Source organism: Micromonospora costi (assembly GCF_003626655.1).
Taxonomy (GTDB): Bacteria; Actinomycetota; Actinomycetes; order Mycobacteriales; family Micromonosporaceae; genus Micromonospora; species Micromonospora costi.
In genome coordinates, this window is record NZ_RBAN01000001.1 from 1606250 (window position 1) to 1629212 (window position 22963).

Consider the following 22963-nt stretch of genomic DNA (forward strand, 5'->3'; position numbering starts at 1 on the left):
CTGCGTTATACGAAGTACCGTCAACGAAACAGTAGCTGCGTGTCCGCGCACGGTGCCGACGGCGGATGTCGGGGGCCAGTCGTAGGGTCGGGACATGTCGTGGAGCAGTTACGGATCGTTCCTGGTGTTCGCCCTGGTGCTGATCCTGATCCCCGGTCCCGACTTCGCGGTGGTCACCCGCAACACGCTGGCCTCGGGCCGGCGGCGCGGCGCGTGGAGCGCCGCCGGGGTGACCGCGTCCAACGCGGTGCAGGGCATCGCGGCCGCTGCCGGTCTCGGCGCGCTCGTCGTCCGCTCGCAGCCGCTGTTCGAGGCGATCCGGTGGGCCGGCGTGGCCTACCTCGCCTATCTGGGCGTGCAGGCGTGGCGCTCGGCGTGGGTCGGCCGCTACGCGCCGCTGGACGGTGGCGCGGCGTCACCCGGTCAGGCGCTCACCGGGTTCCGGCAGGGCTTCCTGTCCAACGTCACCAACCCGAAGGTGCTGGCCTTCTACCTGGCCGTGCTGCCCCAGTTCGTCGGCCGGTCGGCACCGTTGGCGGTGCTCGTCGCGTTCGCGCTGAGCCACGCGGTGCTCTCCCTGGTCTACCTGCTCGTGCTGGTCGGCGCGCTGCACCGCGCCCGGGCGCTGCTCTCCCGCCGCCGGGTCCGCCGCTGGCTGGACGGGCTCACCGGGGTCGCCCTGCTCGGTTTCGGCGTACGCCTCGCCACCGAGCGCGCCTGACCCGCAGCGACGGCGCTAGTCGCCGGTCGCGCTAGTCCCCGGTCGGCGCGAGGCTCCAGGCGATGCCGTCGAGGATGTCGTGCTCCGAGGCCACCACGGACGGCATCCCGGCGCGTTCCATGATCACGCGAAGCACCAGCGCGCCCGCGCCGATCACGTCGGCCCGGCCCGGATGCATCACCGGGATGGCCAGACGCTGCTCGCGCGTCCGGCCGAGGAGGTCGGCGGTCACCTCGGCGACCGCGTCGTAGGACACCCGGGCGTGGTGGATGCGCTCCGGGTCGTACGCATGGAGGCCCTGGGCGATCGCGACCACGGTCGTCACCGACCCGGCGAGCCCGATCAGGGTGGCCGCCTCGCGTCCGGGCACGACGGCGAGCGCGCGGTCGACGGCCACCGCGATGTCGGCCTGCGCGGCGGCGATCTCGTCGAGGCCGGGCGGGTCGCCGTGCAGGTGCCGCTCGGTCATGCGGACGCAGCCGATGTCCATGGACACGGCCGCCCGCACACCGCCCTCGCGGGTGCCGACCACGAACTCCGTCGAGCCGCCGCCGATGTCGACCACCAGGAACGGGGGCTTCGCGTCGGTGGGCAGCCCGCGTACCGCGCCGGTGAAGGAGAGCCGGGCCTCCTCGTCGCCGGTCACCACCTCGGGGGCCACGCCGAGCGTCTGCTCGACCATCGTGCGGAAGTCCTCGCTGTTCGAGGCGTCGCGGGTGGCCGAGGTGGCACACATCCGCACCCGCTCCGCGCCGAACTTCTCGATGTCGGCGGCGTAACCGGCCAGGGCGACCCGGGTGCGCTCGATCGCCTCGGGCGCCAGCCGACCGGTCCGGTCCACGCCCTGCCCGAGCCGGACGATCTCCATCCGCCGGCTCAGGTCGATGAGCGGCACCTCCGGCCCGGCGGCCGGGTCGGGCAGGTCGGCGACCAGGAGCCGGATCGAGTTGGTCCCGCAGTCGATGGCGGCCACGCGCGTCGTCACGCCCGCAACCCTACGGCAGGACGAGCCGCCGCCCCCGCCGCGAACCAAAGCCTGGGGGGAGCGCTCGCGCCGCGATCACCCATCGTTACGCACGGTGAGAACCACGGAGAGTCACGCGCCTGCGGCCAGCGTGTACCTCGCGTCGGCGCTTTGCTCTGCACCCATATGGGCAACACCGCCTCTGAGCAGGGAAATGAGGGAAGCGATGTCTCGGTGAGACCCTACGGACGGTGACTGGTGCATCGGTGGGTGCAGAGCAAAGGATCCGCGGTGGTCTGTCGCAGGAGGCGGCGACGTCACCGCCGGTGATGACCCTCGCCTCAGAGACGCAGCAGCATCCGGGTGTTGCCGAGCGTGTTCGGCTTGACCCGCTCCAGGTCGAGGAACTCCGCGACACCCTCGTCGTACGAGCGCAGCAGCTGCTCGTAGACCGGCTGCGGCACCGGCGCCCCGTCGATCTCCGTGAAACCGAACGAGGCGAAGAAGCGGGTCTCGAAGGTGAGCACGAAGATCCGGGCCACACCCAGCTCCCGGGCCGCGTCGATCAGCTCGCCGACGATCCGGTGCCCGAGCTTGCGCCCCCGGTAGGCCGGGTCGACCGCCACCGTGCGGATCTCGGCCAAGTCCTCCCACATCACGTGCAGCGCGCCGCACCCGACCACCGAGCCGTCGTCGGCGCGCGTCGCGACCCGGAACTCCTGCACGTCCTCGTAGAGCGTGACCGTGGCCTTGCTGAGCAGCCGGCGGTCGTCGGTGTAGGTGTCCACCAGCCGGCGGATTCCGCGCACGTCCCCGGTGCGGGCCCGGCGTACGACGATCTCGTCCGTCACCGTGTCGCTCACTCGTCCGACGGCACGTCCACGCACGGCCCGGCCGTCCACCACGGCTCGACCAGCGCGAGCGTCTCGTCACCGAACGGGTTGACGCCGGGCCCGGCCGCGAGCGCGTGGCCGAGGTGCACGTGCAGACACTTGACCCGCCCCGGCATGCCGCCCGCCGAGATGCCGGCGATCTCCGGCACGTGGCCGATGGCCTCCCGCCGGGCCAGGTAGTCCTCGTGCGCGGCCCGGTAGTGCGCGGCGAGTTCCGGATCCGCCGCCAGCCGGTCGGCCATCTCCTTCATCAACCCGGCCGATTCGAGCCGGCTGCACGCCGCCGTCGCCCGGGGACAGGTCAGGTAGAAGAGCGTGGGGAACGGGGTGCCGTCGGCCAGGCGGGGCGTCGTCTCCACCACGTCCGGCAGGCCGCACGGGCAGCGGTGGGCCACCGCCCGGGTGCCACGGGGCGTACGGCCGAGCTGCGCGGTCACCGCGGCCAGGTCGGCTTCGGTGGCCAGTTCCCGCTTCGGCGGGGACACGGAATCCGCCGCCGGCTCCTGCGGTGGTACGACAGTCACGGTGCCCATCTCTCGTCAGGTGTCCGACCGGTGCTCACTTGGCGGGCTGCTCGCCGTTCGCCGCCCGTACGCTCGACCACAGGGTGTCGTACCACGGGTCGGGCGTGGCAGGCCCGCTGGGCGCGCTCCGGCCCGCGTCGCGGGCCGCGCCCTCCGGGTCGTTGAGCAGGATCACCAGCTTCTCCCCGGGCCGGCCCATGAAGAACCGTTCCCGCGCCTTCGTCTCGATGAAGGCCGGATCCTTCCAGTTCTCCGCCTCGGCCGACAGCCGCTCGATGAGCCGCTCCTGCTCCGCCTGCGCGGCCTCCATCCGCTCGATGTCCGCCTGCTGGTCGAGGTAGACCCGGACCGGATAGGTGTACGCGAGCGCGAGCGCGATGAGCACGGCGAAGAGCACGGTGGCCCGGCCGGTGAAGCGTCGGGGGTGGGGTGCGGACAGCCGCTTCACCGGGCCGCCGGCTCCGGTACGCCGTGCCGCGGCGGGCCGGCTCGCGGAGCGTACGCCCTCGGTGCTGCGGGCGGCACCCGGCGCGCGACCGGCGGTGCCGCGCGGCTCCGCGCGGACGCCGGCCTCCCGGAGCGACGGCCGGGCGGCGCGGGCCCCGCCCGGCCGGCCGGACTGACCGGGCCGGCGGGCGGGACGCTGACCACCCGGTGTGCGCCGCTGCTGCATCGTCACACCCCTCCCCCGAGGCCTCGCGCGTCTCAGGCCGAACGGTAGCGCGGGAACGCGCCCGCCCCGGCGTACCGCGCCGCGTCGGCCAGCTCCTCCTCGATCCGCAGAAGCTGGTTGTACTTGGCGACGCGGTCCGAGCGGGCCGGCGCGCCGGTCTTGATCTGGCCGCAGCCGGTGGCCACCGCGAGGTCGGCGATGGTGGTGTCCTCCGTCTCGCCGGACCGGTGGCTCATCATGCACATGAAGCCGGCACGGTGGGCCAGGTCCACGGCGTCGAGGGTCTCGGTGAGCGAGCCGATCTGGTTCACCTTCACCAGCACGGCGTTGGCCGCCCGCTCGGCGATGCCGCGGGCGATGCGCTGCGGGTTGGTGACGAACAGGTCGTCGCCCACGATCTGGATCCGGTCGCCGACCGCCGCGGTCAGGGTCTGCCAGCCGCTCCAGTCGTCCTCGGACAGCGGGTCCTCGATCGACACGATCGGGTAGTCGCCGATGAGCTTGGTGTAGTAGTTGCTCATCTCCTCGGCCGACTTCTGCGCGCCCTCGAACGTGTAGACGCCGTTCTCGCAGAACTCGGTGGCCGCCACGTCGAGGGCGAAGACGATGTCGGTGCCGAGCCGGTAGCCGGCCTTCTCGACGGCCTCGGCGATCAGGTCCAGCGCGGCGGAGTTGGTCGGCAGGTTCGGGGCGAAGCCACCCTCGTCGCCGAGACCGGTGGACAGGTCCTTCTTCTTCAGCACCGACTTCAGCGCGTGGTAGACCTCGGCGCCGGAGCGCAGCGCCTCCCGGAAGGTGGGGGCGCCGATCGGCGCGATCATGAACTCCTGGATGTCGACGTTGGAGTCCGCGTGCGCACCGCCGTTGAGGATGTTCATCATCGGCACCGGCAGCAGGTGGGCGTTCGGGCCACCCAGGTAGCGGAAGAGGCTCAGCTCGGCACTGCCGGCGGCCGCCTTGGCCACCGCCAGGGAGACGCCCAGGATCGCGTTGGCGCCCAGCTCGGACTTGGTGTCCGTGCCGTCGATGTCGAGCATCTTCTGGTCGATGAGGCGCTGCTCGCTGGCCTCGTAGCCGATGATCTGGTCGACGATGCGGTCCTCGATGTTCGAGACGGCCTTCTCGACGCCCTTGCCCTGGTAGCGGTCGGCGTCACCGTCGCGCAGCTCGAGCGCCTCGAAGGCGCCGGTGGAGGCGCCGGAGGGCACCGCGGCGCGGGCCACCGTGCCGTCGTCCAGACCGACCTCGACCTCGACGGTCGGGTTGCCCCGCGAGTCGAGAATCTCCCGGGCGACGATTCCCTCGATGGTTGCCACTGAGTCGCTCCTCGTATGTGTGATTCGGGTGCGGCCGCGACGGTGCGGCTGAGGAAGGTGTTGAACGCAGCGTAGCGGGCGGCCGTTGAGCGCGGGCCGTCCGGTCACGCACGAGGCAGGTCCGGACGGCCGCGATCGGGCCCGAAATCGACCGTCCGCAGCCGCCTACACGGACATTCCCGGATTCTCCGGCGTCAACCGGCAACCGGTTTGCGTCGCGTGGACCTGATCGATCAGGCTTGGCGGCATGCCCGCCGCCTCGACCACCCTTCGCCTGCTCGCCGTGTCGGTCATCGCGTCGCTCACAGTCACCGGCTGCCAGTCCCTCGACGACGCCGGGCGGACGATCGGGCACGCCGATCTCGTCAACGACCTCGCGTCCCGGCTGGACCGGGCGCTGGAGCTGACGTACTCGGCCGACTACCAGCTGCCCGGCGGGCGGACGGCGTCGATCGCCCAGGCGCAGGACCCGGCCCGGTCCGCGTACAGCTACCCCGGCGGCAAGCTCACCGTCACCGAGGACGCCACGACGGAGTGCGCGGCGACCGGCGGCCGAACGGTCTGCACGCTCGCCCCGCCTCCGGCGCCGGGCAGCAAGCCCACCGTGGCCGTGTTCGCGGAGGCCAAGCGGCGCGGCATGCTCACCCCGCCGCTCGTGGTGAGCATGCTGACGGACGCCGCGTTCGACCCCGACGCGGTGATCGGCCAGAGCGACACGACGGTCGCCGGGCGCCACGCCACCTGCGTGGACGTGGAGCGGGCCGCAGGCGACTTCACCGCCTGCGTGACCACCGAGGGGGTGCTCGGCAGCTTCACCGGGCAGGTGGACGGCCGGCCCATGGAGGTCGCGCTGAGCCGCTACTCCGAGACGGTCGACGGCGCGGCGTTCGAGCTGCCCGCCGGGGCCGGGGTCGTCGACAAGCGCACCACCGGCTCGTGACGGCCGAGCCCCGCTTCACGCCGGGCGCCGGGCATCCGGGGCCGGCGCAACCCGACGAGCTCGCGCTGGTGGTGGCCGGACGCAGGCTCCTGCTCGGCCCGGACGGGCGGTTCCTCCGCGTTGCCGACCTGCCGCCGGACACCGCCTGGCTGCCGCTGGGCACGCTCGACGGCGTGCCGGCCTGGGTCGCCTCCGTCGAGGACGCACTCCCGGCCGGCACGGACGACGCCGGGCAGCGGGACGTCGGCACACCGGGCCGCTGGGTGAGCTGGCGAACGGTCGCCGCCGAGCTGCCCGAGCCGTACGCCGCGCTCGCCGGGCGCGCGCTGCAGGTGGTGACGTGGCGGCACAGCCACCGCTGGTGCGGCGCCTGCCGGGCTGAGCTGACCGACGTGCCGGGTGAGTCGGCCCGCCGCTGCCCCGAGTGCGACCTCTACGTGCCGATGCAGCTGTCCCCCGCGGTGCTGGTCGCGATCACCCGGCCCGGGCCCGCCGGCCGCCCCGACGAGCTGCTGCTGGTCCGGCACTCGTACGGGCCGACGCAGCTGTGGGCGCTGGTCGCCGGGTTCGTGGAGGGAGGCGAGACCCTCGAGGCGGCCGTGCACCGGGAGGTCGGCGAGGAGGTCGGGCTGACCGTGCGTGACCTCGCGTACTTCGGCAGCCAGCCGTGGGCGATGTCCGGCCCGGGAGTGCTGCTCGCCGGCTTCACCGCGGCGGCCGCCGACCCGGCCGCCGAGCCGGTGGTCGACGGCCGGGAGCTGGTGCAGGCGAGGTGGTTTCCCCTCGACGCGCTGCCGGCGGAGCTTCCGCCCGCGTACTCCCTCTCCCGCTGGCTGATCGACGCGAGCGCGGCCCGCGCGCGGCCCTGACCCGCGCGGGCGCGGCGCGGCCGGGCCCGCCCGGTGCCCGCCGTCGGTCAGAGCCCGAGCAGCGTGCGCAGGTGGCGCGGGGGCGGGCAGTCGTGGGCGAGCATCGCGTCGTGCCAGTCCCGCACCGACACACCGTCCGGCCGGGCCGCGGCGATCTCGGCGACCTCGCTGTAGCCCACGAAGTACGTGGAGAGCTGCGTGGAGGTCAGCAGGGCCCGCCGCCACTTGCCGGCCGCCTCGCCCTCCTCCTGGAACCCGCGCCCGGTCATGAGCGCCATCGCCTCGGCCTCGGGCAGGTCCTCGCAATGCACCAGCTGGTCCAGCAGCGCGTTGATGGTCATCCGCAGCTGCATCTTGAGCTGCTGCAACCGCACCGGGAGGCCGCCGAAGCCGCGCCCGACCATCAGCTCCTCGGCGTAGACCGCCCAACCCTCGATGAACGGGCCGGACTCGGCGAGCGCCCGCACCCGGGTCCCCCCGACGTACCGGCGGGCGTGCGCGAGCTGGAGGAAGTGCCCCGGCATCGCCTCGTGCACGGTGAGGTTGCGGATCATGTGGTCGTTGTACTCGCGGTAGAACGACTCCACCCGACTCGCCGGCCAGTCGGCGGGGGTCGGCGCGATGCAGTAGAACGTGGGCACGTCCGCGGTCTCCAGCGGGCCGGGCGCGTCGCAGTAGGCGACCGCCACGCCCCGCGCGAACTCGGGCATCTCCTGGATCACGCACGGGTCGCCCACCAGCGTGACGAGGTCGTGGGCGCGGACGAAGTCCGTCGTCTCGTCGAGGGTGATCGAGGCGAGGTCCACGATCGTGGCGTCGTCGGGGTGCTCGGCGGCGAGCAGGTCCAGCGCCCGCCGTACCGTCTCGTCGTCCGCCGGCCCGCCGACCAGCTCGACCGCCGCCTCGCGGATCTCCGCGGTGACCCGGTCCAGGTTGGCCCAGGCGCGGTCCAGGATCTCCGACGCGCCCAGCTCGGTGTCGAGGGTGTGCCAGAGCCGCGCCTCCCAGCGCCGCCGGCCCAGCCGCGGGTCGCGGCCCGGACCGGCGTCGGCCGCCAACCCGGCGCGCAGCCAGGCGACGAACTCCTCCAGCGCCGCGATGGCCGCGGTGGCGGCCGGCTCCACACGGCCGTGCAGCCCCGGGGCCTCGGCGAGCAGCGCCGGCACCTCGTCGCGGATCAGCGCGGCCGTGCCGGTGAACTGCCCGACCGCCGTCTCCGCGTGGATCCGCGGCATGTCGCGCAGCGTCCCGCGGGCGATCGCCAACACGTCCGGTACGGCCGCCAGCCGCCCGGCGAGCTGCGTCAGCCGTTCCTCCGCCGGGGCGTACGGGCGGGCCACGATGGCGTGCAGCAGCGGGCCGGGGTTGTGCCGCAGCGGGTCCCACTCGTACGCCCGGATCTCGGTCAGCTCGAACAGCTCCCGGTCGACCAGCGCGCTGAGCAGGGCGTGGTCGACCCGCTCCTCGGTCTCCAACGCGTCCGGGTCGATCTCGGAGAGGGCGTTGGCCGCGTCGGTGAGCATCGTGCGGTCGGCGGTACGACCGTCGGGCGAGAGGTCGGGCAGCCGGTCGTCGAAGCGGTGGTCACCGGCGGACGTGGCCAGACCGGGCCGGCTCTCCAGCAGTGCCTCGACGATCCGCTCAGCCAGCGGGGCAAACGATTCCACCCGACGACCCTACCGGCCCGGGCCTGCTCCGGTGATCAAGAGGTTTGCGTCACCGGGCGCGGGTTTCCTGACGCGAACCTCTTGATCAACGCGCGGGGTTCGGCGGTTCGGCCGCGCGGACGGCCTCGGCGTACGCCAGGGCGGCACGACGGAGAGCGGCCTCCGCGTCGAGCCCGGCCTCACGGGCGGCCGCGACCGTGGTCAGCAGGCCGGCACCCAGCCGCGCCTCGGGGTCGACCTGCCCCTCGGCCAGCGGCGGCGGCACCGCCAGCCCGACCCGGTCCGCGCGGTCCAGGATCTTCGCGGCCAGGGCGAGCGCCGGCTGGCTCAGCGCCACACCGTCCAGCACCGAACCGCCCGGCTTCTCGGCCCGCTTGATGCGGTCCCAGTTGGCGGTGATCTCCTCCAGGCTGCCCACCTCGGCACCCGCGAACACGTGCGGGTTGCGCCGAATCATCTTGTCGACGAGCCCGCCGGCCACGTCGTCGACGGTCCACCGCTCGCCCTCGGGCAGCTCCTCGGCCAGCCGGGCGTGCAGCAACACCTGGAGCAGGACGTCCCCCAGCTCCTCGCGCAGCGCGTCGGTGTCGCCCGCGCTTATCGCGTCGTACGCCTCGTAGCACTCCTCGAGCAGGAACCGGGCGAGGCTCTCGTGCGTCTGCGCCCGCTTCCACGGATCGCCGCCCGGGGAGGCCAGCCGGTCCATCACCGCCACCGCGTCCAGCAGGCGGGCTCCGGGCGGATCCCACGACCCGTACATCAGCTCCAGCTCGGCCAGACCCGGCTCCCGGGCCAGCCGCAGCCCCAGCTCGCGGGCGAGCGGCTCGTCACCGGCCGGCCCGGCCAGCCAGACCGCGGTCCCGTGCGCGCCGACCGCGTCCAGCAACGGCTGCGTCGCCGGGCCGTCGACCACGCTGACCCGGCCACCGGCCGCACGGACCGCGACGGTCAGCTCGCTCTCCGCGCCGGTCAGCACCGGTGCCGACCGTACGACGTCCCAGGCGCCCGCCGTCAGCAGCCCGGCCGGAAGCCGGGGCGAGGTGACGAGCAGGACGATCCGGCCAGCCATCTCAGCTTTCCGTACCGTCGACCGCTTCCTCGCTGGCGGTGGCCGCCGGCGGCTCAGGGGTCGAGATGTCGGTGACCGGGCCGCTGCGGTCGATGTACGGCAGCGAGTAGAAGACGAGGCCCTGCGGACCGTTCACGAAGGACGGCACGCCGACCTCACGGAACTGCGGGTTGACGGAGATGTCGGCCCGCTCGGACTCCTCCTCGAGCGCGGCGCTGACCGCCGAGGCCGCACGCACGAACCCGCCGTCGCCGAACGCCTGCCGCACCTGGTCCATCGAGAGCCCGCTGTCGATCGCCCCGGTCTTGGCGATCGCCTGGTAGACGGCCATGATCGCGTCGTCGTTCAGATCGGCCGGCGGAAGCTGCTGGTTGAGCGCCTGGAGGATGTCGACCCACTCACCCCAGAGCCGGGTGTACTCGGCGGTGGCGGGCACCCGCAGGCCCTGCTGCAGCTGCTCGGGGCTGATCTGGTCGGGCACCTGGAGGTTCTTCGCGGCCACGACCCGCTTGCCGAGTTCCATGCTCACCAGCAGGTTCAGCACGTCCTGCCGGGTCACGGTGGAACGCAGCTGCTCGGGCGCCGGGGTCGCACCGGTCTGGCCCGCCTCCTGGCGGACCGCCTCGCCGTACTTCGCCTGCGCGTCGTCGTAGATCTCGTCGACCCGCTCGAGCGACCAGGCGGTGTCGCCCACGTACGCGGCGACGTCCGGCGCGGACTTCCCGCAGGCGGCGAGAGAGAGGAGACCGAGGGCCGCGACGCTGGCGGCGGCGATCAGACGACGTGCACGCATGCCCGCCACTCTCTCATGCCCGACAACCGCCTGTGACGCCCCCCACCCTGCGGGCGGGCGGCCGGCCGCCCGCCCGCGGCCACGACCTGTCGCCCTCCACATCGGCGGGTCGACGCGGTCGCGGCCCGGGTGGCGGACCTCAGCCGGCCGTGGCCCTCGGTCGGCCGCGGACCTCAGCCGGCCGTGGCCCTGAGCCGGCCGTGGGCCTCAGCCGGCGGCGACCAGCGCCGGCTCGCCGAGCACGTCCGAGAGGAGCTGGCCGCACCACTCCAGCAGCGCCTGGTCGCGCAGCGGCTCGCCGCCCACCCGACGCGTGCTCGGCCGGGGCACGCTGACCTGGTCGGTGGCCTGCTTGTAGACCGCGTCCGGGTGGTAGCGCTTCAACCGCATCTGCTTGGAGTCGGGCAGCGGCAGGGGGCTGAACCGGATGTGCTTGCCCTGCATGCTCACGTCGGTGAGGCCGTACCGGCGGGCCAGCAGCCGGAACCGGGCCACCGCGACCAGGTTCTGCACCGGGGCGGGCGGCTCGCCGTAGCGGTCGGTCATCTCGGCGACCACCTCGCGCAGCCGCTCCTCGTCGCGGGCCTCGGCGAGCTTGCGGTACATCTCCAGCCGCAGCCGCTCCACCCCGACGTAGTCGTGCGGCAGGTGCGCGTCGACCGGCAGGTCGATCTTGACATCGACCTCCTCCTCCGGGCGCTCACCCTTGAACGCCTGCACCGCCTCGCCGACCATCCGCACGTACAGGTCGAAACCGACGCCCTCGATGTGGCCCGACTGCTCGCCGCCGAGCAGGTTGCCGGCCCCGCGGATCTCCAGGTCCTTCATGGCCACGTACATGCCGGCGCCCAGCTCGGTGTGCTGGGCGATGGTGGCCAGCCGCTCGTGCGCGTTCTCCGTGAGCGGCTTGTCGGCCGGGTAGAGGAAGTACGCGTACGCGCGCTCCCGGCCCCGGCCCACCCGGCCGCGGATCTGGTGCAGCTGCGCCAGGCCGAGCAGGTCGGCGCGCTCCACGATCAGGGTGTTGGCGTTCGGGATGTCGATGCCGGACTCGACGATCGTGGTGCAGACCAGGACGTCGAACTCCTTCTCCCAGAAGCCCACCATGACCTTCTCGAGCGCCTCCTCGCCCATCTGGCCGTGCGCCACCGCGACCCGGGCCTCGGGTACCAGCTCCCGGATCCGCCGTGCCGCCCGCTCGATCGACTCGACCCGGTTGTGCAGGTAGAAGACCTGCCCGTCGCGGAGCAGCTCGCGGTGGATGGCCGCGGCCACCTGCCGGTCGTCGTACGCCCCGACGGCGGTGAGCACCGGGTGGCGCTCCTCCGGCGGGGTGGCGATGGTGGACATCTCACGGATGCCGGTGATCGCCATCTCCAGCGTCCGCGGGATCGGGGTGGCCGACATGCTCAGCACGTCGACCGAGGCGCGCATCGTCTTCAGGTGCTCCTTGTGCTCGACGCCGAACCGCTGCTCCTCGTCCACGATCACCAGGCCGAGGGACTTGAACCGGGTGGCCGCCTGCAGCAGTCGGTGCGTGCCGATGACGATGTCGGCCGTACCGTCGGCCGCCATGGCGAGCGTCTGCTCGGCCTCCTTCGGCGTCTGGAACCGGGACAGCTGCCGGATGGTCACCGGGAACTGGCTCATCCGCTCGGCGAACGTGTTGTAGTGCTGCTGCACCAGCAGCGTGGTGGGCACCAGCACGGCCACCTGCTTGCCGTCCTGCACCGCCTTGAACGCGGCCCGCACCGCGATCTCGGTCTTGCCGTAGCCGACGTCGCCGCAGATCAGCCGGTCCATGGGGACCGTCTGCTCCATGTCCCGCTTGACCTCCTCGATCGCCGCGAGCTGGTCCGGTGTCTCCTGCCACGGGAAGGCGTCCTCCAGCTCCCGCTGCCACGGCGTGTCCGGGCCGAAGTTGTGCCCCTTGGACGCCTTCCGGGCGGCGTAGAGCTGGATGAGCTGGGCCGCGATCTCGCGGACCGCCTTGCGGGCCCGCGCCTTGGACTTCTGCCAGTCCGAGCCGCCCATCTTGTGCAGCGTGGGCTGCTCGCCTCCGACGTACCGGCTGAGCTGGTCGAGCTGGTCGGTCGGGACGAAGAGCCGGTCACCGGGCTGGCCGCGCTTGCTCGGCGCGTACTCGATGACCAGGTACTCCCTGCTGGCGCCGTTGACGGTGCGCTGCACCAGCTCCACGTACCGGCCGATGCCGTGCTGCTCGTGCACCACGTAGTCGCCGGCCTTCAACTCCAGCGGGTCGATCGTGTTGCGCCGCCGGCTCGGCATCTTGCGCATGTCGCGCGTCGACGCGCCCCGCCCGCCGGTGATGTCGTTGCCCGTGAGGACGGCGAAGCGGGACGCCTCGTCGACGAAGCCCGCGGTCAGCGAGCCGCACGTCACCAGCAGCTCGCCGGCGGCGGGAGCCGCGGGCACGTCCTCGGTGAACCGGGCGCCCAGGCCGCCGTCGCGGAGCACCTCGACCGCCCGCTGCGCGGGGCCGTGGCCCTCGAAGACCAGCGCGATCGACCAGCCCTCGCCGGCCCAGCGCTTCAGGTCGTCGACCACCCGGGCCGTCTCGCCGTGGTAGAGCGGCGCCGGCTGGGCCGCCAGCGTCACCGCGATCGCGTCGTCCGGGGTGACGCTGACCTCCTCCGGCGCGTCCTCCCAGGGCTGGCGCGCCGGAGCGGCCTCCGCCTCGGCCAGGCCGAACGGCGACAGCGTCCACCACGGCTGGCCCAGCCGCGCGGCGGCCGCGCGTACGTCGGCGAGGCTGCGGAAGGCCGCGGCGCCGAGGTCGACCGGGGCCTGGCCGCCGACGGCCGCCGCGGCCCAGCTGGCCTGCAAAAACTCCTCAGAGGTACGCACGAGGTCGTGGGCGCGGGTGCGGATGCGCTCCGGGTCGCAGAGCAGCACGTGGGTGCCGGCCGGCATGACGTCCAGCAGCAGCTCCAGGCTCTCGCTGCCGAGCAGCGCCGGGACCAGCGACTCCATCCCCTCCACCGGGATGCCCTCGGCGAGCTTGTCGAGGATCTCGGCCAGCTCCGGGTGCCGCTCGGCCAGCGCCGCGGCCCGCTTCCGGACGTCCGGGGTGAGCAGCAGCTCCCGGCAGGGCGGCGCCCAGAGGCCGCTGACCTGCTCGATCGTCCGCTGGTCGGCGACGGCGAAGGTGCGGATCTCCTCCACCTCGTCGCCCCAGAACTCGACCCGGGACGGGTGCTCGTCGGTGGGCGGGAAGACGTCCAGGATGCCGCCGCGCACCGCGAACTCGCCGCGCTTGGTGACCAGGTCGACCCGGGCGTACGCCATGTCGGTGAGCCGGCGCGCGACCTCCTCCAGGTCGGCCTCGGCACCGGGGGCGAGTTGCACCGGCTCCAGGTCACCGAGGCCCTTGAGCTGCGGCTGCAGCAGCGAACGCACCGGGGCCACCACCACCCGCAGCGGCCCGGTGCGACCGTGCGCGTCGGCCGCCTCCGGGTGGGCGAGCCGGCGCAGGACGGCGAGCCGCCGCCCGACCGTGTCGGACCGGGGGGACAGCCGCTCGTGCGGCAGCGTCTCCCAGGAGGGATAGACCGCGACCTGCTCGGCCGGGAGCAGACTGCCCAGCGCCGCCGCCAGGTCGTCGGCCTCGCGGGTGGTCGCGGTGACCGCGAGCACCGGCCGCCCCGCGCCGCCCGCGTCTGCCTGGCCCGGCTTGGCCCGGTCGGGCCGGCCCGTGGCCGGGTCGGGCTGGCCCGCGGCCGGGTCGGGCTGGCCCGTGGCCGGCTCGCTCGGGTCGGCGGCGACGGCGGCGACCGCGAACGGGCGCAGCGCCGGCGGCGCCGTGATGTCGAGCCCGTCGACCTGTGCGGCACCGGAGCGCGCCAGGTCACGCGCCCGGGCCAGCCCGGGATCGGCCAGGGCGGCGGAGAACAGTCCGGTGAGCATGCGATCACTTCCAGGGGAGTCGACGCGCGTGGGTGTGCTCGGAGCACACGAGCAGATCCCCCGCGTCCAGCCGGACGGGGGGTGCACGATCACAAGCCTATCTCCGCCGACCGACACCGGCCGCCTTCCGGCCCGCCTGTCACCTGGGCTGCTCGCCGCCCAAGATCCGCACAACATCTCGGATGTAGTGGCCTCAACGCCCGCCGGAGGCCACTACATCCCTGAAGTTGCGCGGATCTTGGCCGGGCGGGCGGATCTTGGTCGGGCGTGCGGATCCTGGTCGGGCGGAGGTCGGCGGGATCTTGACCGTGCCTGGGGTGGCGTGGTCGGGTTTCGGGATGAGCGAGCAGTGGCGGGCACAGTTCGACGCGGAGGTGAGCTTCGCCAACGGCGGCGGGCTGCGTACGGAGGGGTTCCGGCTGGACATTCCAGGCCCGGAGATCAGTGACGAGGACCTGGCCGCGCTGCTCGTCCGGCATCTGGGTCTGCTCATGGTCGCCGAGGTACGCGTCCGCAACAAGACGATCCTCCAGGAGCCGCACAAGGGCGGTCGCGGCGTGGCCGGCGCGCAGCCCGGCGGACCGGGCGCCCGCCGGCTGGTGGAGTTGAGCCACGTGATCAGCGACGGCATGGTCACCCTGCCCGGCTGGCCGGCGCCCCGGATCAGCGACTGGTTGACCCGGGAGGCGTCCCGGGCGAACTACGCGCCGGGGACCGAGTTCCACGTGGCGCAGATCGAGATGATCGCCAACACGGGTACGTACCTCGACACCCCGTCACACCGCTGGGTGGACGGAGTCGACCTCGCCGAACTGCCGCTGGACCGCCTCGCCGATCTGCCCGGGCTGGTCGTACGGGTGCCGGCCGGCACCCGCGCCGTCGACCGGCTGATGCTCGCGCCGTACGACGTGGCCGGCAGGGCGGTGCTGCTGCACACCGGCTGGGACGCGCACTTCGGCACGGAGCGGTACGCCGACCACGCCGCGCCCCACCTGACCCGCGACGGGGCGGAGTGGCTGGTCGAGGCGGGCGCGGCCCTGGTCGGCATCGACTCGATCAACATCGACGACATGAGCCCGGCGGCCCACGGCGAGCGCCCCGCGCACAGCGTGCTGCTGGCCGCCGGCATCCCGATCGTCGAGCACATGACCGGCCTCGACGCGCTGCCGCCGGAGGGCTTCCGGTTCACCGCGGCGCCGCCCCGGGTCGCCGGCATGGGCACCTTCCCGGTACGCGCCTTCGCGATCGTCGACGCCTGAGACGCAACGACCGCGCCGAGGTCAGCCGACGCCTGACCGGGAGGCGACGACCGCGCCGGGGTCAGCCGACGCCTGACCCCGGTGGTCAGTAACGCACCGAGATCCGCCGTTCGACCGCGTCCACCCGGATCTCGCCGCCGTACGGGACGATCAGCTGCGGGTCGGTGTGGCCGAGGTCGACGTCGAAGACCACCACGGCGTCGGGGTTGTACGGGGCGAGCGCCCTCGTGACCGCCTCCCGCTGCGCCTCGCACCAGGCCAGCCGCTGCTCCAGCGTGTGCGGCCGGTCGAACTCCCACGCCTTCGGCCGGCCCACCAGGACCGCCGGGAAGGTGGCCAGCAGGCCGCGCTCGCCCATGTTGCGGACGATGCGGAAGACCTCCTCGGCGGGCGGTAGTTCCTGCGACGTCTCGATGAGCAGGACCGACCCGTCCAGCTCCGCCGGGGACGGCACCCGGTCGGTCGCCATCAGCCAGTGCAGGATCTCCAGGTTGCCGCCCCAGGTCCGCCCGGTCACCAGGCGCTCCGGCCCCTGCCAGCGCCAGCCCTCCCCGGGGAACATCACCGGCTCCTCGGTGAGCGTCGCCGGGTCGCGCCAGTCGCGCGGCTCGTCGCCCCACTCCTTGGCGGGCGTCAACTCGTACCAGCCGGACGTGAACAGCGCGGCGCGCAGCGACTCGAAGGTCAGCGGGTGCGGGGCGCCGGACCGGCCGAGGTGCACGAGCACCGACCCGCCGTGGTACGCCACGATGCCCAGCCGGTACAGGTGGTTGAGCACGTTGGTGTTGTCCGAGTAGCCGAAGTACGGCTTGGGGTTGGCACGCAGCACCGCGTCGTCCAGGTACGGGGTGACGGTGATCAGGTCGTCCCCGCCGACGGTCGCGAGCACGGCCGTGATCGTCGGGTCGGCGAAGGCGGCCGTGAGGTCGCGGGCGCGGTCGCGCGGGTCCGCTCCCATCACCCGAGTCGTCGGGTACTCGACGGGCACCAGGCCGAACTCCTCGCGCAGCCGACGCAGCCCCAGCTCGTACACGTGGGGGAAGATCGCCGGCAGCCCGGCGGAGGGTGAGACGATCGCGACCCGGTCGCCGGGCTTCGGTTTCGGGGGATAGCTCAGCGGCTCCATGATCGAACGCTAACCGGGCGGCCAAGGGGTTTTCACCCGGCAAACACCGACATAAGCCATACGCTGGCGACGTGGCGGAGTCGGCGCGGGTGCGGACGAGGGGCTGGCTGCCGCGCACCGCCGGCCTCCTCCTCGGCACGCTCGCGCTCGCCGTCGCGTTCATCGCCGCCTACGTCGGCGCGCTGCACGACCCCCGGCCGCACGACCTGCCGGTCGGCTTCGCCCTGGGCGACCAGCGCGCCGCGGCGGTCCTGTCCGCGGTACGCGGCCAGACCGACACGGTCAAGCCGGTCGAGTACGACGACCCGGGCGCGGCCGACGACGGCCTGAAGGACCGAGAGGTGTACGGGGTTCTCTCCTCCCGCCCCGACGGCCTGCTGCTCACCGTCGCCAGCGCCTCCGGACCGTCCGCCACCGAGGCGATCACCCAGGTGTTCACGACGGCGGCCCAGCGCAACGGCACACCGCTGACCGTCACCGACGAGGTGCCGGTGGCGCCCCGGGACCCTCGCGGCGTGGTCCCCTTCTACCTGAACGTCGGGTACGTGCTCGGCGGCTACCTCGCCTCCACCGTGCTCGGGATCGGCGTCGGCACGACCCCGCGTACGCTCCGCCGGGCCGGGCTACGGATCGCCGCGCTCGCCGTCTACAGCGTGCTGCTCGGCGTCGCCGGCGCGCTCGTGGTCGGGCCCGGCCTGGACATCTGGAACCACGACGTGCTGTCGATCGCCGCCGTGGGCACGCTGGCCGTCTTCGCCGCCGCGATGATCGCCAGCGCCATCCAGGGCTGGCTCGGCGTGCTCGGCACCGCGCTGGTGATCCTGCTCCTCGTGGTGCTCGGCAATCCCGGCTCCGGCGGGATCTTCGCTCCCGAGTTCCTGCCCGGCGCGTTCCGGGGGATGCACCTGTGGAACGCGCCCGGGCTGGCGAACGACCTGACCAAGTCGGCCGTCTACTTCGACTGGCGGTCGGCCGGCTGGCCGGCGGCGGGGCTCGCGCTCTGGGCCGTGGTCGGCGCGGCCGGGCTCCTCACCGCCGCCCTGGTCCGGGGCCGCCGCGTCACCGGCACCGGACGCTCGGCGCCGTCCGCCGACGGGTGAGGCGGAACGGGCGCGGCGATTTCGTGTGAAGGCGATAACACGGGTCCCCTCCTTACATCGGCACGCGCGCGGATACGATCCAGGGGAGTCGGACAGCGCTGTCCTTCGTACGCACGTAAGGAGCGCCCCGTGACCGACCAGCACGACCACGACGGCCCCGACGCCGCCCTGCGAGCCGACATCCGCCGCCTCGGCACCCTGCTCGGCCAGACACTGGCCCGCCAGGAGGGCCGCCCCCTGCTCGACCTGGTCGAGGAGATCCGCGCGCTGGTGCGCTCCGACGCCCCGACCGCCGCGCAGCGACTGGCCACGCTCGACGTCACGACCGGCACCAAGCTGGCCCGGGCGTTCTCCACCTACTTCCACCTCGCGAACATCACCGAGCAGGTGCACCGCGCCCGCGACCTGCGGCGGCGCCGGGCGGTACACGGTGGCTGGCTGGACCAGGCGGCCAAGATGATCGCCGAGCGCGGGGTGCCGGCCGAGGAGATCGCCTCGGTGGCCCGCCGGCTGGCGGTCCGGCCGGTCTTCACGGCACATCCCACCGAGGCGGCCCGCCGGTCGATCCTGTCGAAGCTGCGCGCGATCGCCGACGAGCTGGACGCCGAGACCGCGAACGCGATCCTCTACGGCGCGAGCGACGAGGGCCCCGCCAACCGCCGGCTCGCCGAGCTGCTGGACCTCATGTGGCAGACCGACGAGCTGCGGCTGGACCGGCCCGACCCCACCGACGAGGCGCGCAACGCCATCTACTACCTCCGCGACCTGTACGCCGAGGCCGCCCCGCAGGTCCTCGACGACCTCGCGGACACGCTCCGCACGCTCGGCGTGGAGACGTCGCCGACCGCCCGCCCGCTGACCTTCGGCACCTGGATCGGCGGCGACCGGGACGGCAACCCGTTCGTCACCCCGACCGTCACCCGGGAGGTGCTGCGGATCCAGCACGAGCACGGCATCCAGGCCACCGAGTCGGCGATGGAGCACCTCATCAACGAGGTGTCCGTGTCCCGCCGGCTGCGCGGGGTGTCGCTGGACCTCTCGGCCAGCCTCGCCGCCGACCTGGACGCTCTGCCCGAGGTGGCGCCCCGGTTCCGCCGGGTCAACGCCGAGGAGCCGTACCGGCTCAAGGCACGTTGCGTGAAGGCCAAGCTCGCCAACACCCGCGAGCGGCTGCGCCAGGGCACCCCGCACGTGCCGGGCCGGGACTACCGCGGCTCCGCCGAGCTGATCGCCGACCTGGAGCTGCTGCGGGCCTCACTCGCCCGCAACTCGGGTCAGCTCACCGCCGTCGGCCGGCTCGCGTCCACCATCCGCACCGTGTCCGCGTTCGGCCTGCACCTGGCGACCATGGACGTCCGGGAGCACGCCGAGGCTCACCACGCCGTGCTGGCCCAGCTCTACGGGGCCGTCGGCGAGGTGTCCGACTACCCGTCGCTGACCCGGCTGGAGCGCACCAAGCTGCTCGCCGACGAGCTGGCCGGTCGCCGGCCGCTCTCCACCCTGGACACCCCACTCACCGAGGCGGCCCGCAAGACGTTCGACGTGTTCGGCACGATCCGCGAGGCGCAGGACCGGTTCGGCGACGAGGTCATCGAGTCGTACATCATCTCGATGACACTCGGCGTGGACGATGTCCTGGCCGCCGTGGTGCTCGCCCGCGAGGCCGGCCTTGTGGACGTGCACAGCGGCCGCGCGCGGGTCGGCTTCGTCCCGCTGCTGGAGACCCCGGCCGAACTCAACGCCGGCGGCGACCTCCTCGACGAGCTGCTGTCGCTGCCCGCGTACCGGGCCCTGGTCGCCGCGCGCGGCGACGTGCAGGAGGTCATGCTCGGCTACTCCGACTCCAACAAGGAGGCGGGGATCACCACCAGCCAGTGGTCGATCCACCGGGCGCAGCGTGCGCTGCGGGACGTGGCGGCCCGGCACGGGGTGCACCTGCGGCTCTTCCACGGCCGCGGTGGCACGGTCGGGCGCGGAGGCGGGCCCACGCACGAGGCGATCCTGGCCCAGCCGTACGGCACCCTGGACGGCGCCATCAAGGTGACCGAGCAGGGCGAGGTGATCTCCGACAAGTACACCCTGCCGTCGCTGGCCCGGGAGAACCTGGAGTTGACCCTGGCCGCGGTGCTGCAGGCCACCCTGCTGCACACCGCGCCCCGGCAGCCCGCCGAGATGCTGGAGCGCTGGGACGCCACCATGGACGTGGTCTCCGAGGCGGCCTTCCGCTCGTACCGCTCGCTCGTGGAGGACCCGGACCTGCCCGCGTACTTCTGGGCGTCCACCCCCACCGAGCTGCTGGGCGCGCTCAACATCGGCTCCCGCCCGGCGAAGCGGCCGAACACGGGCGCCGGCCTGGCGGGGTTGCGGGCCATCCCGTGGGTGTTCGGGTGGACGCAGACGCGGCAGATCGTCCCGGGCTGGTTCGGCGTCGGCTCCGGCCTGGCGGCCGCACGCGAGGCGGGTCTGGCCGACGTCCTGGCCGAGATGCACCGCAACTGGCACTTCTTCCGGACGTTCCTGTCCAACGTGGAGATGATGCTCACCAAGACCGACCTGACCATCGCCCGCCGGTACGTCGAGACCCTGGTGCCGAAGAAGCTCCACCCGATCTTCGCGATGATCGAGGAGGAGTACGAGCGGACCAAGCGCGAGGTGCTGGCCGTGACCGCCTCTCCCGCGCTGCTGGAGAACTCACCGGTCCTCCAGCGCACCCTGGCGGTGCGGGACACCTACCTGGAGCCGCTGCACCACCTCCAGGTGGCGCTGCTGCGGCAGTACCGGGACTCCGGCGCCGCCGGTCGGGCGGTCGCCACGGCGCCGGGCGGCCGCCGCGCGCCGAGCGACGGTACGGCCCTGGAGCGCGCCCTGCTCACGACGGTCAACGGCATCGCCGCCGGCATGCGCAACACGGGCTGAGCCTCTCGCGCCCGAGGCTGTGGCGCGCTTCCCTGGGCGGGCATCACGTCGGTGAGCCTGATGACTGTGCGGCATAGTGATGCCTCTGAGTCATCAGGCTCACGGGGATGTCGGTCTACCGGCCCTCGACGGGCGGTCGGGGACGACCGGCGGCGAGTCAGAAGTCGCCGCCTCCGAAGTCACCGCCACCGAAGTCGCCACCCCCGAAGTCGCCGCCACCGAAACCGCCGTAGTCACCGCCGCCGTAGTCGCCACCGAAGTCCGCGGCCTGTGCCTGGTCCCCGCCGTAGTCGCCGCCCTGGTCGCCGTAGTCGCCCTGGTCACCCTGGTCGGCCCCGTCGGAGAAGCCCTCCTGGTAGCCGGCGTCGTAGCCGTAGCCCGGGTCGGCGAAGGCCGGCGAGAAGAGGGCGTCGGCGATCAGCATGCCGCCGAGCACGCCGGCGCCGGCGCCGAGCGCGGTCTTCCACCACGGCGTCGAGTACCAGCCGGCCGGAACCGGACGCCCCTGGAACCGCCCACCCGGGTAGTAGTAGGGCGTGTCGCGCCCCGGCTGGGGGCCGGCCTTGAACGTCTGCCCCTGCACCTGCACCTGGCGCTCCCGGGTGAGCTGGCCGGTGCCCGCGGCCGCGGCCAGCGGCGGCAGGTCGGGGCCGGGATCGATGCCGAGCGCGACCCGGGCCGCCCGGGTGTAGGTGAGACCCTCCAGCGCGGTCTCCCGGGCCAGCCGGAACTGGTGCACCGTACGGGCCTGTTCGAGCTGGCTGCCGGCGGCGTTGTACCGCTCGCCCGCGTCGACCAGCGCCTGCCGCACGGCCGGCTCGTCGCCGTGCAGGTTCATCACCTGGCCGCCCAGCCGCTCGTACCAGCGCTGGGCCTCCGCCCGCGCGTCCGCGAGCTCACGGGCCGCCCGCGCGGCGCTCTCGCGCCGCCACCAGAGCACCGCGGCGGCCACCAGCGCCACCAGGACGACCACCAGCAGAAGTTTCATGACCACGACGGTACCCACGCCCGCAAAGTCGTACCCGTTTGGCAAGCTTCAGTGATGGACTTCCCGACGCTGGCCGTGGTGGTGGTCTGTCTCGGCGCCGGCGGCGCGGCGGGCTGGCTCGCCGCCCGGTCCCGTTCCGCGGCCGAGATCGCCCGGCTGGACGCGACCCTGCGTGCCACGCGGGAGGGCGAGGGGCGGCTGGAGCAGTCCATGCGGGCTCTCAGCTACGAGGCGACCGCCCAGTCGCAGGAGGCGGTGGCCCGGGCGGTCGCACCGCTGCACGAGACCCTGCGCCGCTACGAGCAGCGGGTGGCCGAGTTGGAACGTGACCGGGTCGACGCGTACGCCGAGCTGCGCGAGCAGGTCCGCTCGATGAGCGTGGTCTCCGGCGAGCTGCGCACCGAGACGAAGCAGCTCGTGGCCGCCCTGCGCGCGCCGCAGGTCCGGGGGCGCTGGGGTGAGCACCAGCTGCGCCGGATCGTCGAGGCGGCCGGCATGCTGGAGCACTGCGACTTCTCCGAGCAGGTCACGGCGGCCACCGACCACCAGGGCGTCCGCCCCGATCTGGTGGTCCGGTTGCACGGCGGCCGGTCGGTGGTGGTCGACGCCAAGGCGCCGTTCGACGCCTACCTGACGGCCATGGAGGCCCGCGACGAGCGCGGCCGCGACACCCACCTCGACGCGCACGCGCGTCACCTGCGCGCCCACGTCGACGCGTTGGCCGCCAAGACCTACTGGGCGGCGTTCGACAGCACGCCCGAGTTCGTGGTGCTGTTCGTCCCGGCCGACCCGTTCCTCGACGTGGCCCTCCAGCGCGACCCGACGCTGCTGGAGCACGCCTTCGCCCGCAACGTCGTCCTGGCCACCCCGGCCACGCTCGTGGCGCTGCTGCGCACCGTCGCCTACTCGTGGCGGCAGGAGGCCCTCGCCCGCAACGCCGCGGCCGTGCACTCGCTGGCCCGCGAGCTGCACGGGCGGCTGGCCACCCTCGGCGACCACGTGGGCAAGCTCGGCTCGGCGCTGGGTGGCGCGGTGACCGCGTACAACCGGGCGGTCGGCTCGCTGGAGGCGCGGGTGCTGGTCAGCGCCCGCAAGCTCGCCGAGCTGGGCGTCTCCGACGAGGAGTTGGCCGCCCCCGCACAGATCGAGCTGGCGCCCCGGCAGCCGCAGGCCCCGGAGCTGGTCGACACGCCCGAGGGCGGCGTGTCGCCACGCTGA

At 73.5% G+C, this 22963-nt stretch carries 18 protein-coding genes; 7 read left to right on the plus strand and 11 right to left on the minus strand.

Annotated features, from left to right (window positions below; translation table 11 throughout):
• The first annotated feature begins 94 nt into the window (after window positions 1-94).
• Window positions 95-721 carry a LysE family translocator gene (locus D7193_RS07235; RefSeq protein ID WP_120778515.1) on the plus strand — a complete coding sequence of 209 codons (627 nt, stop codon included), beginning with the start codon at window positions 95-97 and terminating at the stop codon, window positions 719-721.
• Window positions 722-752: 31 nt separating this feature from the next.
• Here D7193_RS07235 and D7193_RS07240 read toward each other — a convergent pair whose 3' ends face one another.
• The 5 genes from D7193_RS07240 to eno form a co-directional block, all read right to left on the minus strand.
• Entirely contained in the window at window positions 753-1694 is a 942-nt protein-coding gene (locus D7193_RS07240) for a Ppx/GppA phosphatase family protein (RefSeq protein WP_120778516.1), read from the minus strand.
• A 332-nt stretch (window positions 1695-2026) separates the two neighbouring features.
• The gene (locus D7193_RS07245) at window positions 2027-2548 is read right to left on the minus strand and encodes an amino-acid N-acetyltransferase (RefSeq protein ID WP_241562840.1); all 522 of its coding nucleotides are present in this window, start codon (window positions 2546-2548) and stop codon (window positions 2027-2029) included.
• A complete protein-coding gene (locus tag D7193_RS07250; RefSeq protein ID WP_120779325.1) occupies window positions 2545-3102 on the minus strand; it encodes a DUF501 domain-containing protein in 558 nt (185 codons plus the stop codon). Before D7193_RS07250 ends, D7193_RS07245 begins: the two co-directional genes overlap by 4 nt.
• A gap of 34 nt (window positions 3103-3136) precedes the next feature.
• A complete protein-coding gene (locus D7193_RS07255; protein ID WP_120779326.1) occupies window positions 3137-3775 on the minus strand; it encodes an FtsB family cell division protein in 639 nt (212 codons plus the stop codon).
• A gap of 32 nt (window positions 3776-3807) precedes the next feature.
• Window positions 3808-5091 (minus strand): phosphopyruvate hydratase, encoded by a 1284-nt coding sequence (gene eno, locus D7193_RS07260; RefSeq protein WP_120778517.1) that lies wholly within the window; start codon window positions 5089-5091, stop codon window positions 3808-3810.
• A gap of 247 nt (window positions 5092-5338) precedes the next feature.
• On the opposite strand from eno, the gene D7193_RS07265 reads away from it, so the two are divergent.
• Both D7193_RS07265 and nudC read left to right on the plus strand, forming a co-directional pair.
• Window positions 5339-6031, plus strand: coding sequence for a hypothetical protein (locus D7193_RS07265; RefSeq protein ID WP_120778518.1), 693 nt, complete (start codon window positions 5339-5341; stop codon window positions 6029-6031).
• Window positions 6028-6900 (plus strand): NAD(+) diphosphatase, encoded by an 873-nt coding sequence (gene nudC / locus D7193_RS07270; RefSeq protein WP_120778519.1) that lies wholly within the window; start codon window positions 6028-6030, stop codon window positions 6898-6900. The genes D7193_RS07265 and nudC overlap by 4 nt, the downstream gene beginning before the upstream one ends.
• A 47-nt stretch (window positions 6901-6947) precedes the next feature.
• Here the strand turns inward: nudC and D7193_RS07275 are convergent, their stop codons facing one another.
• The 4 genes from D7193_RS07275 to mfd all read right to left on the minus strand — a co-directional run bounded on the left by D7193_RS07275 (window position 6948) and on the right by mfd (window position 14356).
• Window positions 6948-8567 (minus strand): DUF885 domain-containing protein, encoded by a 1620-nt coding sequence (locus D7193_RS07275; protein ID WP_120778520.1) that lies wholly within the window; start codon window positions 8565-8567, stop codon window positions 6948-6950.
• An 85-nt stretch (window positions 8568-8652) separates the two neighbouring features.
• Window positions 8653-9636 (minus strand): nucleoside triphosphate pyrophosphohydrolase, encoded by a 984-nt coding sequence (locus tag D7193_RS07280; protein WP_120778521.1) that lies wholly within the window; start codon window positions 9634-9636, stop codon window positions 8653-8655.
• Window position 9637: 1 nt separating this feature from the next.
• On the minus strand, window positions 9638-10429 hold the full coding sequence (locus D7193_RS07285) for a hypothetical protein (protein WP_120778522.1): 792 nt from the start codon (window positions 10427-10429) through the stop codon (window positions 9638-9640).
• A gap of 207 nt (window positions 10430-10636) precedes the next feature.
• Window positions 10637-14356: a transcription-repair coupling factor gene (mfd, locus tag D7193_RS07290; RefSeq protein ID WP_120778523.1), complete on the minus strand. Its 3720-nt coding sequence runs from the start codon at window positions 14354-14356 to the stop codon at window positions 10637-10639.
• 338 nt (window positions 14357-14694) lie between these two features.
• Between mfd and D7193_RS07295 the strand changes: the two genes are divergently transcribed.
• On the plus strand, window positions 14695-15615 hold the full coding sequence (locus tag D7193_RS07295) for a cyclase family protein (protein WP_120779327.1): 921 nt from the start codon (window positions 14695-14697) through the stop codon (window positions 15613-15615).
• Window positions 15616-15700: 85 nt separating this feature from the next.
• Here the strand turns inward: D7193_RS07295 and D7193_RS07300 are convergent, their stop codons facing one another.
• Entirely contained in the window at window positions 15701-16741 is a 1041-nt protein-coding gene (locus D7193_RS07300; RefSeq protein WP_120778524.1) for a S66 family peptidase, read from the minus strand.
• A gap of 71 nt (window positions 16742-16812) precedes the next feature.
• Between D7193_RS07300 and D7193_RS07305 the strand changes: the two genes are divergently transcribed.
• Complete coding sequence (locus D7193_RS07305; RefSeq protein WP_120778525.1) at window positions 16813-17841, plus strand: hypothetical protein; 1029 nt, start codon at window positions 16813-16815, stop codon at window positions 17839-17841.
• A 129-nt stretch (window positions 17842-17970) separates the two neighbouring features.
• Window positions 17971-20757, plus strand: coding sequence for a phosphoenolpyruvate carboxylase (ppc, locus tag D7193_RS07310; RefSeq protein ID WP_120778526.1), 2787 nt, complete (start codon window positions 17971-17973; stop codon window positions 20755-20757).
• Window positions 20758-20914: 157 nt separating this feature from the next.
• Here the strand turns inward: ppc and D7193_RS07315 are convergent, their stop codons facing one another.
• Entirely contained in the window at window positions 20915-21745 is an 831-nt protein-coding gene (locus D7193_RS07315; RefSeq protein WP_120779328.1) for a hypothetical protein, read from the minus strand.
• A 54-nt stretch (window positions 21746-21799) separates the two neighbouring features.
• On the opposite strand from D7193_RS07315, the gene D7193_RS07320 reads away from it, so the two are divergent.
• Window positions 21800-22963: a DNA recombination protein RmuC gene (locus D7193_RS07320; RefSeq protein WP_120778527.1), complete on the plus strand. Its 1164-nt coding sequence runs from the start codon at window positions 21800-21802 to the stop codon at window positions 22961-22963.

Coding starts and splice junctions, on each gene's coding strand:
- D7193_RS07265 (WP_120778518.1), top strand. CDS start 5,339: ATGCCCGCCGCCTCGACCACCCTTCGCCTGCTCGCCGTGTCGGTCATC.
- D7193_RS07320 (WP_120778527.1), top strand. CDS start 21,800: ATGGACTTCCCGACGCTGGCCGTGGTGGTGGTCTGTCTCGGCGCCGGC.
- D7193_RS07315 (WP_120779328.1), bottom strand. CDS start 21,745: ATGAAACTTCTGCTGGTGGTCGTCCTGGTGGCGCTGGTGGCCGCCGCG.
- D7193_RS07255 (WP_120779326.1), bottom strand. CDS start 3,775: ATGCAGCAGCGGCGCACACCGGGTGGTCAGCGTCCCGCCCGCCGGCCC.
- mfd (WP_120778523.1), bottom strand. CDS start 14,356: ATGCTCACCGGACTGTTCTCCGCCGCCCTGGCCGATCCCGGGCTGGCC.
- D7193_RS07235 (WP_120778515.1), top strand. CDS start 95: ATGTCGTGGAGCAGTTACGGATCGTTCCTGGTGTTCGCCCTGGTGCTG.
- D7193_RS07285 (WP_120778522.1), bottom strand. CDS start 10,429: ATGCGTGCACGTCGTCTGATCGCCGCCGCCAGCGTCGCGGCCCTCGGT.
- D7193_RS07280 (WP_120778521.1), bottom strand. CDS start 9,636: ATGGCTGGCCGGATCGTCCTGCTCGTCACCTCGCCCCGGCTTCCGGCC.
- D7193_RS07295 (WP_120779327.1), top strand. CDS start 14,695: ATGAGCGAGCAGTGGCGGGCACAGTTCGACGCGGAGGTGAGCTTCGCC.
- D7193_RS07300 (WP_120778524.1), bottom strand. CDS start 16,741: ATGGAGCCGCTGAGCTATCCCCCGAAACCGAAGCCCGGCGACCGGGTC.